General features: G+C 53.4%; 9 protein-coding genes. 6 read left to right on the top strand and 3 right to left on the bottom strand.

Annotated features, from left to right (window positions below; all coding sequences use genetic code 11):
* Window positions 1-39: 39 nt before the first annotated feature.
* The 3 genes from ACFO1S_RS00580 (at window position 40) to ACFO1S_RS00570 (ending at window position 8,589) form a co-directional block, all read left to right on the top strand.
* The gene (locus ACFO1S_RS00580; protein ID WP_204604041.1) at window positions 40-2,088 is read left to right on the top strand and encodes an ATP-binding protein; all 2,049 of its coding nucleotides are present in this window, start codon (window positions 40-42) and stop codon (window positions 2,086-2,088) included.
* 165 nt (window positions 2,089-2,253) lie between these two features.
* A complete protein-coding gene (locus ACFO1S_RS00575) occupies window positions 2,254-7,719 on the top strand; it encodes a cadherin-like beta sandwich domain-containing protein (RefSeq protein WP_204604042.1) in 5,466 nt (1,821 codons plus the stop codon).
* 198 nt (window positions 7,720-7,917) lie between these two features.
* Entirely contained in the window at window positions 7,918-8,589 is a 672-nt protein-coding gene (locus ACFO1S_RS00570) for a YdeI/OmpD-associated family protein (protein ID WP_204604043.1), read from the top strand.
* A gap of 50 nt (window positions 8,590-8,639) precedes the next feature.
* On the opposite strand, the gene ACFO1S_RS00565 is transcribed toward ACFO1S_RS00570, so the two are convergent.
* Window positions 8,640-9,353 (bottom strand): MerR family transcriptional regulator, encoded by a 714-nt coding sequence (locus ACFO1S_RS00565; RefSeq protein ID WP_204604044.1) that lies wholly within the window; start codon window positions 9,351-9,353, stop codon window positions 8,640-8,642.
* Between the two features lie 153 nt (window positions 9,354-9,506).
* Between ACFO1S_RS00565 and ACFO1S_RS00560 the strand changes: the two genes are divergently transcribed.
* A complete protein-coding gene (locus ACFO1S_RS00560) occupies window positions 9,507-10,385 on the top strand; it encodes an alpha/beta fold hydrolase (protein ID WP_204604045.1) in 879 nt (292 codons plus the stop codon).
* Between the two features lie 58 nt (window positions 10,386-10,443).
* On the opposite strand, the gene ACFO1S_RS00555 is transcribed toward ACFO1S_RS00560, so the two are convergent.
* A complete protein-coding gene (locus ACFO1S_RS00555; protein ID WP_204604046.1) occupies window positions 10,444-10,899 on the bottom strand; it encodes a hypothetical protein in 456 nt (151 codons plus the stop codon).
* A 121-nt stretch (window positions 10,900-11,020) separates the two neighbouring features.
* Window positions 11,021-11,518, bottom strand: coding sequence for an RNA polymerase sigma factor (locus tag ACFO1S_RS00550; RefSeq protein WP_204604047.1), 498 nt, complete (start codon window positions 11,516-11,518; stop codon window positions 11,021-11,023).
* 223 nt (window positions 11,519-11,741) lie between these two features.
* On the opposite strand from ACFO1S_RS00550, the gene ACFO1S_RS00545 reads away from it, so the two are divergent.
* Both ACFO1S_RS00545 and ACFO1S_RS00540 read left to right on the top strand, forming a co-directional pair.
* A complete protein-coding gene (locus ACFO1S_RS00545) occupies window positions 11,742-12,245 on the top strand; it encodes a MerR family transcriptional regulator (RefSeq protein WP_204604048.1) in 504 nt (167 codons plus the stop codon).
* A complete protein-coding gene (locus tag ACFO1S_RS00540; RefSeq protein WP_204604049.1) occupies window positions 12,242-12,673 on the top strand; it encodes an SRPBCC family protein in 432 nt (143 codons plus the stop codon). The genes ACFO1S_RS00545 and ACFO1S_RS00540 overlap by 4 nt, the downstream gene beginning before the upstream one ends.
* The last annotated feature ends 412 nt before the right edge of the window (window positions 12,674-13,085 follow it).

Genomic DNA, 13,085 nt, shown 5'->3' with positions numbered 1-13,085 from the left:
AAAGTGACGAAGAGAGAACGCGGATTCCGGGAGGATCACATGAGAAAGTCAATCACGGAGCAGAATAGGTTGTTTTTTCTTGCCATAGCGGCCTTCATAGCCGGAGTTGCCTTGATATGGCTATACTTTGTGTCGGGGTCGGCAAGACTGGAAGCCGGCGGCGAAATTCTGCTTACGGATCAAGAGAATCGTCACAACATCAATGCGCATATGGCCTATCTGCCGGATGAGGAGGGGCGATTGACCCTAGAGGATATACAGTCGCCGGCTTATGCCAATCGGTTCAAGCCCGCGCTTGGCCAGACCGCCTTCGGCTTATCCGCCAAGACGTATTGGATAAGAGCTGCGTTCGCGAATTATTCCACGCAGGAGAACTGGATGCTCCGTCTCTCGAATCCGGTTGTCGATTCGTTCGACGTATACGTAGAGCCTGCAGCCGCAGTCGAAGAAGGGGAGACTGCCACCCGGAGCAGAATCGCCGATCATTATTGGACGTATTCCATCCGCCTTCCGGCCGATCTGCCCGTTACTGTCTATATGAGAGCGGCCACAGACGGTTCTATGATCGTTCCCCTTGAGCTGATCGACGAGCGCGCATTTCGCGTTCAGCTCCGTGATGAATATCTCTATTTCGGCCTTTACTACGGTTTCGTCCTGCTTATGTTCGCGTATATGCTCGCGATGTATATTTTCATACGCACCGTTTCCTACCTGTATTATTCTCTCTACCTCATCTGGTTTGCCCTCTCCCAACTGATCTGGAACGGCCTGCTTCAAGAAATATTGGGAGAAGACCATTGGCTGCTGGAGCTGCTTCTGCGGGCGTTCGACAATTACGAGGGCGTATTTCTTTTTTCCTTCATTGTTTGTCTTTTGTTCGGGCTGCTGTTTCTGGACAAAATGCTGCAGCTCGCCGCGTATGCCCCCCGAATGGAATTGATCGTTAGAATACTCGGACTGTTATCCCCCCTAATACTAGGAGGGCTGCTCTTTCATTGGCCGGGCTTCTCCACTATGGCGATTTATTACGAGACTGTAGTCGTATTCGTCTTGACTTGGGCGACCTGCTTGAGCGTATATCGGGGGAATCGCGCAGCCCGTTACATCGTGCTCGCGCTAATCTCATTGCTGGGCCTCGCAATTCCGGCTATTCTCTATACATTTGGCCTGATGGAATTCAACATTCTAACGCATTACGGCTACCAGATCGGCTCCGTTGCCGAGTTTGTTATTCTGGCATTCGCCGTGTCCTATCAATTGAGACAGAACCAGATCGATAAGGAAGCTGCGCAGGAGCAAATGATCCTCCACCAGGAGAGGATGGTTAGAACCCTGGAGCATTGGAACGAAGAGCTCGAGCAGACGGTCAGCTTAAGGACGGAGAAGCTTGTGAGAATCCAGCAGGAGCGCAATGAGCTTCTGCAGAACATTTCGCATGATATCCGCACTCCTCTGACGGTTGTACAGGGCGGAATTCGGGCGATGCTGCTGGGCATTCAGGTTGAACCGGGCGAGAAGAACAAGCATCTGGAGAAGATCTACGAGAAGGTTCTATATATGAATAGGTTTATCGACGAGCTCTTTCAGTTAAGCCGCTTCGAGCACGCCTCTGCGACGGAAGCGCTGGAGTCCGTTCGGGTAAGAGGTTGGCTGGAGAAGGAGTTCCTCGCTCTGGCGCATGATATTCGCCTGACGGGTCGTTCTTGCGAATGCCTTTTGCCCGCAGATGATCAGAGCGTGATGGAGATAGACTGTCATGCGGTTCGAAGAGCGCTCTCCAATCTGGTGGACAACGCCTGCAAGTACTCTTCCCCTGACAGCAAGGTGACCTTGAATGCGGTTCTTGGGTCGGAAAAGGTACAGATCAGCGTTCGGGACGAAGGGGAAGGCATTGCCCCGGAATATCTGGAGCGAATCTTCGAGCGCTCCGACAGAGGCGGCAAGACTGGAGGCTCATCAGACGGAAACGGTCTGGGGCTTGCCATTGTCAAGGAGATTGTCGAGCGGCATCATGGAGAGGTCAGGGTGGAGAGCGAGCGGGGAAAAGGGAGCTGTTTCTGCTTCACGCTGCCTGTTGCTGCTGGATGAACCTGCCCTGTAAGCGGCTAAGCACTTGCAACGGCTAATAAGGCTGACGCAGGCGCTTTTAGAAGGGTTAAGCAGGGGCATGTTTCATTTTTGCGCAATTTTACCTCCATTTTACTTGGGTTGCTTATTGTATCTACTACCAAGTTCATATGGAGGTTTAATAAAATGAGGTTGTCAGTGCAGGGAATATATCGCGTCTTGCTCCTTAAGATGATCGGAATGCTGATTATGGCGTCCATGCCGCTGTATCCCGTCGAGGCGGCTCCGATCTTCGCGGGCGGCGACGGTTCTTCCGGTTCTCCGTATGTAATCGAGAATGCCGATCAATTAAATGAGATCCGCAACGATCTCAACGCTTCCTATAAGGTCATTCAGGATATTGATCTATCCTCCTATGCAGCGGCGGATGGAGGGCAAGGGTGGCGACCGATCGGGGGCATATTCGCCGGCAAGCTGGACGGGGGCGGCCACCGGATCACCGGCTTGTCCATTCGTCGCGGGGATGAAAGCAATGTCGGGCTATTCCAGTCCGTTAGCGGCACGGTTATAAGTATGAGCATCGTGCAGGCCGAAGTCGTCGGGGGAGATAAAAGCGGTATTCTGGCCGGTTATATGTTAAATGGCACGGTGGAGAACGTGCACGTTTCCGGGGAATTGGAGGGCGGCTCTTATGTCGGAGGCCTGATCGGCGAAGTTCAGCATTCGCGGGTGCAGAGCTCCGGCGCGGCCGTAGCCGTCAAGGGGAACGGGTCCCATGTCGGAGGGCTGATCGGGTCCAGCGCGAACTCGACGAACACCTTTATATTGGAAAGCTACGCGGAAGGGAACGTCGACGGACAAGACATGTATGTCGGCGGGCTCGTCGGACTTCTGATGACAGGAACGGTGGAGCGAAGCTACGCATCGGGAGAGGTCGCTGGCCATAACGAGGTAGGCGGGCTGCTCGGCAGCGCTTTTTATGGAAGCGTCATTCGGGACAGCTACGCGCTTGGTACGGTTAGCGGAAATACGGCGGTCGGCGGATTCGTGGGTAATATCTACGAATCCGAATTCAGCGAAAGCTATGCTATAGGCGCCGTAACGGGCAACACCAGCGTAGGCGGATTTGCCGGGTATACGTACAATTGGACCTTCGAGCATTTGTACTGGAATAACGAAGCCTACTGGACGGCCTTCGGCTTTAGCGCAGGGAGTATAACCGGCTTTTCGGGGGGCGACTTATACAAGGCTGCAAGCTTCGGAGGCTTTGATTTCGGCAGCAAGTGGGCGATCGCGGAGGGAAAGAGCTATCCTTATTTGCGCGGCAACGCTCCCTTATGGTTGACCGATCTAACCGTAACCCCCGATGCGGGTACGGCGGGGAACATTACGCCTGCATGGCACTCGCTCGTTCGCCAATACGATCTGAGCATAACCGGGAACGTATCTTCACTGACGGCCGTACCGGTTGTTGCGAACGTCGGAGCGATCGTGGAGGTCTCCGGAATGAACGGGTTTAATACTGGGGCGAATGCGGCCACGCTTTCGATCAATGACCCCAACGGGGTGAGAAGCCCGCAGGTCTATGCGTTGAATATCCATAAGCTGAACTCGGCCAGCTTGTCTTCCGATGCGGCCTTGACGGACTTGCGGATCGACGGCGTTCCGATTTCCGGCTTCAGCAGCGGTACGCTCGCTTACAGCGCGGTCGTTCCGAATTCGTCGACCGGTGTAACGATAACGGCAACTCCGAATCATCCCGACGCTAGGTATACGGTGCTGGGCGGCAGTAATCTGAGCTTGGGCGACAACACGATCACAGTTAAAGTCGCCGCATCCGATGGCACCACCCGTACTTACACGCTTACGATTAATCGAAATCGCTTTGCCGGCGGCAACGGAACGGAGGCTTCGCCTTATCTCGTCGAGAATGCCGAGCAGTTCAATGACATTCGCGACGATTACCAGAAAGCCTACCGCCTTATCGCGGATATCGATCTTTCGGTTTATGCAACGGCTAATGGCGGAGCCGGCTGGGAACCGATTTATTTCGAGGGCAAGCTGGACGGCAATGGGCACGTTATCAAGGGCTTAACGATCGATCGGCCGAACGAGGACGTGGTTGGCTTGTTCCAATACATCTATATCGGCAGCGTATTCGATCTCAATATCGTTCAGGCTTCCGTTGTCGGCAAAGACAACGTCGGCATACTTGCAGGCCTGCATAATTCCAATCTGGTCTCGAAGGTACGGACATCGGGATCGGTCAGCGGGCGCAACAATGTGGGCGGACTTGTCGGAAGCCTGCACAGCGGCACGATAAGGGCCAGCAGCTCCGTCGCAACGGTCACTGGCGCCGGGGAAGCGGTGGGCGGGTTGGTCGGACAAGGGTACTCCGTGATTGAAACGAGCTATGCGGAAGGGGATATCCACGGTTCCAACAAGGTCGGGGGGCTGATCGGAGAAGATATTGGCGGAGCGATATCGAATAGCTTTGCCACCGGGAAAGCCACTGCGAATCAGGCTTCGGCCGGAGGGCTGATCGGACGAAGCAATCAAGGATCCTACACGAATGTGTACTCTTCGGGAAAGGTACAAGGGGGCAGCGCCGCTGGCGGTTTGGTCGGTACTCGCACGAGTTCGACCTTCACGAGAGGGTATTGGAATACGTCGACGACCGGGCAAAGCGCGGGCTCCGGCTCGGGGACGGCTACCGGATTAACGGGATATACGACGGCGCAGATGAAGTCCAGCGGAAGCTTTAGCGGCTGGGATTTCAGCGGCACGTGGAGCATCGGGGCGACAACGACGCCTTATCTCCGCGCAGCGCCGCTGCCGTTATGGCTGACGGGATTAACGGTGACGGACAATAGCGGCGCATCCGTCAACGTACCTGCCCCGGACAATTTATCGCGTTCCTCTACGGTGGCAGTCGCGTATGATGTGCATAGCGTAACTCTTTCGGGGACGGCAGTCGATCCGTCGGCGGTCATTTCCGCAAGCGGAGGCTCGAATCTGTCCGTTGGCGGCAATCCGGTTGCCGTAACCGTGACGGGAGCTAATGGAGATAGCGGCCGCGAATATACGTTGAACGTCGTTCGCGCAGACCCTTCCGGGGCCGGGTTGAGCGGCATAACATTGTCGGCGGGTACGCTTAGTCCGGCATTCGCAGAGGCCACGACGAGCTATGGGGTCAGCGTTCCCTATGCCTCATCGGCTTTGACCGTTACCCCCTATGCCAGCAATGCCGGATCGACGATTAAGGTAAACGGCACTGCGGTCTCAAGCGGTCAGGCCAGCGGGAATATTGGACTTGCGGCCGGCGCAAACACCGTCATCACGATCGAGGTTGCTTCCCAGGATGGGACGAATACGAAGAGCTACACGCTGACGGTGACAAGGGCGGCCGGCAGCTCGAATGCCAATCTGAGCGCATTGACGACGACGGGAGGGATGCTCAGCCCAACATTCTCTGCCGCTACGACTTCGTACACCGCCGCCGGCGTGGCGAACGCAACCTCTACAATAACGGTGAGACCGACAGTCGCAGACGCTACGGCCACGTTGACGGTCAGCGTTAACGGCGGGACGGCCGTGTCCGTCGCAAGCGGTCAGAATAGCTCTGCGCTTGCCCTCAATGTAGGCGTCAATACACTCGAGATTACGGTGACGGCGCAGAATGGATCGACAAAAATCTATTCCATTTCTGTCACGCGGGCTGCAAGTACGGTTGCCACATTGAGCGGATTGACGTTATCCTCTGGCGCGTTCAGCCCCGGCTTCAATGCGAACACAACGTCGTATACGGCGACGGCGGCGAACGGATACTCCAGCGTAACCGTTAAGCCAACCGCTACGAATGCGGGCGCGACCATCTCGGTGGTCGTCAACGGAGGCGATCCGATTGCCGTCGCCAGCGGAACGGACAGCACGGATTTGAGCTTGAGTACCGGCTCTAATACGATTCAAGTCAAGGTGCTCGCACAGGACGGCGTTACAACGCGAACATACACGATAACCGTGACGCGAAGCTTGAGTTCGGCAAGCGACATGACGGCGTTCAGCTTTGCGGGATTAATTCCTGCGGTGACGGGAACGATCGTCGGAACGAATATCGCGCTGACCGTGCCTTACGGGACGAATGTCGGGGATTTGATAGCGACATTCGCAAGCTCGCCTGCATCTACGGTGACAGTTGGAGGCGTGACCCAGACCAGCGGCGTGACCCCCAATGATTTCATGTCCGCCGTCATCTATAAGGTTACTGCCGAGAATGGATCGACAAACAAAGCCTACACAGTAACCGTAACGGTCGCCGCGAATACGGACAAGGAGCTGACGGCGTTCAGCTTTGCGGGACTATCTCCTGCGGTGACGGGAACGATCAGCGGAACGAACGTCTCGCTGACTGTGCCGTACGGAACAGACGTCCGGGCCTTGGCAGCGACGTTCGGCAGCTCTGCGGGCTCGACTGTGAAGGTCGGTTCGGCGGCTCAGGTGAGCGGAACGACGGCGAACGATTTCACGTCGCCGGTGACGTACACCGTGACGGCGCAGGACGGCAGCACGAAGGACTACACGGTAACCGTAACGGTCGCCGCGAATCCTTCAACAGGAGGCGGCAACGGAGGCACTGGGGGCACCGGCGGCGGTGGCAATGTCGATAGCGCGATAACGGGCGATGATGAAATCATCATAAAAGCGGGGCAATCCGGAGAATATCATCGTAAAGGCGAAATTAGCCTTCTCATTCCGGGCGGAGCGTCGGAGCAGGATATGATCCTGCAGGTGAAAAAAATAACCGATACAACGAAGCTGCAAAACCATGGCGAACGATTGATCAGCCCCGTATACGAGCTGCTCAAAAAGTCGTCCGGCAAAGTCGCGAAAAGCCTGTCGCTCCGCCTGTACTTTGATCCGGCCTTATTGAGAGGTAACCAACAAGCGTCCATTTTCTCTTATGACGAGAAACGACAAGTGTGGATAGAGCTTGGCGGCGTTATCGAAGGCAACAGCATTGCCGTGGAAATCGACAGCTTCATCAAGTTTGCTGTGCTGCCTGTCAATAAGGGCCCGGACGGGACGACCTCTCCGCAATTCGCCGATATTGAAGGACACTGGGCTGCGTCAGCTATCGTGCAGGCAGCGGCGGCAGGAATGGTGACCGGTTATTCCGACGGTACGTTCCGGCCCAACGCTTCCATTACAAGAGCTGAATTCGCAGTGTTGCTAATCAAAGCGCTCAAGATTCAGGGTGAAGGACCGGAACTGCGTTTCAGTGACAACAATGCGATCGGCAGCTGGGCGAAGAACGAGATTGCTTTGGCGGTTAAGGAAGGAATTATCAGCGGCTATTCGGACGGCTCCTTCCGGCCCGATGCACTCATTACGCGCGCCGAGATGGCGGTCATGCTTGCCAATGCACAGCATGTGAAGCCGGCAGCCAACGAGACGACGACCTTCACAGACGATGCGGCTATACCGGCTTGGTCCAAAGGGGCGATCAAGGCAATTGCCAAGCAAGGAATCGTACAAGGGAGAGGCGGCAATCAATACGCGCCTATGGCTAGCGCCTCGCGTGCGGAAGCGGTTGTCGTACTTATGAAGCTGATCCGGATCGTGAACAAGGAAGAAAGTATGTTGAAGCAATAGATCTTGAAGCAGTACTGCTTGCTCTATTATAAATATCTTGAAAGCCGTTCACAGTCTGAACGGCTTTCTTTTTTGATTTTCAGGTTTTAACCCTTTGAATCGCGGGCAACTTGTTTAAGAAAGGATATCGGTGAAATGCCGCTTACTAGCGCTTATAATTAATCAGAGAGCAAAGACAGCATAGACGGGAGAACGCAAATGTCCAAAACAATTGTAGAGAAATTAAATTTGCATAAATACAAAAGAGTTGCCGTCTTAAATGAGCCAGAGAATGAACATAGCTTATCGGGCCTGGTCGATTATGACACTCAGCTAACCGCAAGCGGGTACGATCTGATTTTTGCGTATGTTCTCACTATGGAGTCGTTGCAAGAGCTCGTCCAGAAGGTAATTGACCGCCGCCAATTAAATCAAGACGGCTATCTGTACGCCGCATACCCCAAAAAGGGAAATAAAGTGTATCCTCATTACATTCACCGTGATAGTCTGTTTGATGGGCTGGGGGCGGATGAGAACGGCTACATAGGCACGAGCAGCATGAAATTTGCGCGGATGGTGGGCCTGAACGATGTGTTTACCGTTGTCGGCTTTAAGGAAGAGACGCGCAAGAATGACGATCGTTCATCAAAGCCGAGTCAACGCGTAGACGATTATATCTCTCGGATTGCGGATGTGGAGAAAGATCTGCAGGATACTCCCCAGATCCTTGCCTTTTACCAGTCGCTTACTCCGGGGTACCGCAAGGATTGGGCCCGTTATATCTACAGCGCCAAGCAGGAAGAAACACGGGCGAAGCGGCGGGAAGAAACGAAGCAAATCTTGGGCCAAGGCTACAAGAGCATGGAAATCTACCGCAAAGAGACAAGATAAGTCAGAGGGTGTGAGTAGAGCGCTGCAAAGTCTGTCTTAGGGGTCCCGGCTCAGATGCCGGCGGCCCTTTTCATATCTATATACTTCATTAGCTCTGCTACTCCCCTGAACTGCGCCGTTAATTTATCGTTCAATTTTTCGAGCGCAAGCTGGAAGGAACGGTCTATTTTGGCGAATCGATGAGCTTCTAATTCTTGCAGAAGGTCTTTCAGGTTTTCAATATAATAGATGGTTTTTCTCAAGCTGCTGATCACTAGAATCTTCCGCAGCTCAGACTCGGTAAAGATTCTATAGCCGTTTTCCTTATCCCGTTCCGAGACAATCAACCCCTCCTTCTCCCAATGCCTAATGGCTGAAGCATTTACCCCCGCCGCTTGCGCCACTTTGTCGATGGTCATCGCACTCATGAATTTAACATTCCTATACTGATTGAAATCGGCGTTCCTGATCATGCCGAGTATTTCTTCAACGCGTTGTTTCTCCTCCTGAGTCAGGTACAACTGATGGTTCGCCAGCCAGAGAGCATCGGTTGTCTCTTCCCTCTTGATTCTTCTCATGACATCGTACACAACGGGTATGTCACAGCCATGCAGCAGCGATCGGATCGCCGCAAATGCCTGCAAATGCACTGGCGAGTAGGCTCTATGGTTCCCTGCCGTCCTTGGCACATCGGGAATCAGCCCCTGCTCTTCATATCTTCTTAAGGTCGTCGTGCTTACGCCCAGTTCGTCGGCAATTTGCGAAGCGGTATATCGCCGTTTCATTCTTCCACTCCCCGAATATTAAAGTAAAACCTTAAAGTCCTACGTTAATACAAAAGCCTGAATTCCCAGGCCTAGTCAATGCTCCGTTGCTATAAATCGAAAGCTTGCATGAATGTTATATGTTAGGAGTATATCAGATGGGGAGTGATTCTGTTGAACAAGCTTGTTACATTGAATGACGGGTCGCAGTTGGAAGCAGGGTTAACGGGTAATCCGGATGGGAAAGTCATTATGCTGCCCATAGCTAAAAAATCCGTCTTCGGTCAGGAAGCCGAAAGTCTAAAGTTGTGGGGAGTAGATCCTGAGCTGGGAAGAAGCTTCGTGGAAGGCCTTTCCGATCGATTTCAGGTTTTGCATTTTGATTACGAGGGACATCTTTTTGCCTATCCTCAGCCCGAGCTTCTTACGCCGGAGAACCTTGCAAAGGACTTCTTGCGCATAGCCGATGAGATGAAGGTTGGATCGTTCAGCTATTACGGATACTCCTGGCTGGCGCTGGCCGGCCTGCAATTGGCGATCAGAACCGACCGCTTGGAAAGCTTGATTATGGGAGGCTTCCCCCCGTATGAGGGACCCTATCAAGAAATGATGACCGTAACGGCAAGGACCTATGAGCGAGCCTTAAACCAGCAGAAGCAGCCTGATATCCCAATCGCCGAAGAGCAAATAAGTGCGGAAGACTTTGATTGGGATAACGTGCAGGTAAAGCTGGATCCGAATCAAACGAAGCAATTTTACACCTTGTATAGAGGTTTGATGGGGGTCGATGACACGAAAGCTATTGAAGGCTTGCGCTGTCCTAGGCTTGCCTTCGCCGGGGAGAAGGATACGATCGTTTATGGCCCGAACTTCGGGGACGTAACGGTCGATATCGTCGGCATCTTGCAGAGAAGCGAAGTGCAGCTCAAGTGCTTGGGCTGGGATGTTCGCATAGTGAGCGGCGAAAATATGGATCATACCAAGGCGATGCAGCCTGCAACGGTGCTGCCTTTGATTAAGCCGTGGCTGATCGATCGGCTGTTGAGCCGATAAAATGAATCAAGAGCTGAGCGGAGGTCATCCGACTCAGCTCTTTCCTTCCAGAGGTCTCTTATTGCTGAGGGGCTATGTTGTTGTATATACGAGTCGCGTTCACTTGTCCCGTGGCGATATCCTCAGTCGTAAATCCGGATACGATGTTGCCGACTTTGAATTCCTTCTGCAGCAGCTCTTCGGAAGGCTTCGCGGCCGTAGGCCCGTCGATGCCCAGTTGGGTTTCCGGAGTTACGGTCACCCACAATTCGCCCACCTTGAAGCTCTTGCCGTCCGCGCTTACTTCGGAGATGACGCCATCGATATTGACGGCCGCTTTGCCCGTCGTTGGACGCTGCGTTACGTTAGGAGAGGGCTGCGTTATGTCAGGGGAGGGCTGCGTCGCGACAGGAGAGGGCTGAGACGTAGTCGTTGGGGAATTCGGGCTCATATTGAGAAGGCCGACCGTCAATACGGCGCAAGCTGCGATACCGACTGCCCACCCTGTTAGCTTTTTATTTTTCGATTTTTCCATCTGTAATCGCTCCTTTTGAGTTGAACTCTCGATTTTCGTTGTCTTCTGCATCTCTTGCATTAATTTCCGATACGTTGCCTCTTTGAAGTCCTCGCTGGACCTCACATGGGACATCGCCGACTTATAAACAGATTTCTTCATTGTCCAGGCCTCCGATCTTCTCCTTCAAGAGCAAGCGTCCTCTGGCAAGCCATGTTCCTACCGTTGCAGGCTTGGCCTGCATAATAACCGCAATTTCCTGGATGGAATACCCTTCGTAATAATGCAGATGAATCGGGATTCGATATTTCTTGTCCAAAGCGAGTACCGCCTGCAGCACCTCACTTTCTTCCTTCGGGAGGTAGCTGAGGTCTTCGGGAACCGGGTTTCTGCTTTTGAACCATCCGGTTTTCAGCATGTTTTTGCTTTTGTTGATGGTTGTTCGGATCAGCCACGCTTTCTCGTGTTCGCTGCTTTCAAATACAGGGCGTTTTTGCAGGTAGGCGACAAACACCTCCTGGGTCACTTCTTCTGCATCGGCTATATTTTTCAAATAGGTAAAGGCAATTTTGATCAAGCTTTGTGAATAGAGATCCAATGCCCGTCGCACAGATTCATTGAGCTCATATGAATTGTACACCTCGGCTCCCCCTTTCCCTTTTAATACAACTGAGAGCTTCGTTATTTTTCATGACGGGTTATTTTTTAATAAAGACGCAATCGGACAGGCAAATGACTGCAATCGTGAATTTGAAAATCCATCCAATCGCAAGGGCGGATAAATTTAGGGCTTGCACCTTACGTAACGTCATGTTTTATAGTTAAGCTACCGGTAAACAGTTAGCGCTAACGAAGGAGCGGCTATGAAACGACATTGGAAGGTGGGGGACCTTGCCCAACTAACGGGACTTACGGTGCGGACGCTGCGGTTTTACAACCAGATCGGCTTATTCTCGCCCTCCGGACAGACGGAGTCCGGCCACAGGCTGTACGACGAGTCCGATCTGGCGCAGCTGCAGCAGATTCTGTCGCTGAAGGAGATGGGTCTGTCGCTTGAAGAGATCAAATCTGCACTGTCCGGCGAGCAGATCAGTCCGCTTGAGATCGTCAACCTGCAAATGACCCGGCTCAAGGAGCAAATCAAGCTGCAGCAGAAGCTCCTTGAACAGCTCCAGCATGTGTCCAAGCAGCTGCAAGGGAAGACCGCGTTATCCGTTGAAGATTTCACTCGGCTTCTGCAAGCAATGAAGAAGAACCAGGAGAAGCTGGTTATCGAGCGTCGGACGGGCTGGGAACGCCATCTGGATCTATTGGGCGATTTTCTGGCCGCGAATAAAGAAGCAAAAATCAAGGAGGACAAAACATGAACGAGCATTATGTCAAACATGCGACCTTCGTCGTCGAACGAACCTATGACGCATCGCCGGAGCGAGTCTACCAGGCGTGGGCCGATCCGGATGTCAAAGCCCAATGGTTTTCCAGGGCCGATGTTTTTGAATTCCGTGTCGGAGGACGCGAACACAGCACCGGAGGCGCGCCCGAGGGGCCGATTATGACCTTCGATGCGCACTATCAAGAGATCGTTCCGGGGCAGCGCATCGTGTATACCTATTCTCTGGATTCGGGCGATACGCGTATCTCCGTTTCGCTGACCACGATCGAGCTCATCGCGGTGGAGGGCGGGACGAAGCTGGTCTTCACCGAGCAGGGGGCGTTCTTCGACGGCTACGATACGCCGGAGGTGCGCGAGCACGGCACGAATGAGATGCTTAAAGCTCTGGACAACATTCTCTGACAGGAAGGCCGGCCATGGCGGATGCTCCGGGCCGGAATTCGGCGGAGTTTGAGCAAGCTAAAGAGGGAATTTCGCATGCTGTATCTCCAGCATTCGGAATTCCCTCTTCTTAGGTTCGGAACGATGTCAAACGTCTGAGAAAATGTCACCTTAACTCGTCCGAGAAAATGTTATGTTCAAGTGGTACCGAGGCGACTCATCAGAGCGCATCGACATAGCGATTACGTGGTCGTTAGTTCCACTTTGCAGCACTATTCCTCTCCTCACCTGCTCCGTGCAGGCCGTTAGTTCGACTTTGCAGCACTATTCTGCTCCTCACCTGCTCCGTGCAGGCCGTTAGTTCGACTTTGCAGCACTACTCTGCTCCTCACCTGCTCCGTGCAGGCCGTTAGTTCGACTTTGCAGCACTATT

Source organism: Cohnella boryungensis (genome assembly GCF_042651945.1).
Lineage (GTDB): Bacteria > Bacillota > Bacilli > Paenibacillales > Paenibacillaceae > Cohnella > Cohnella boryungensis.
This window is presented reverse-complemented; position numbering and strand designations above follow the sequence as displayed.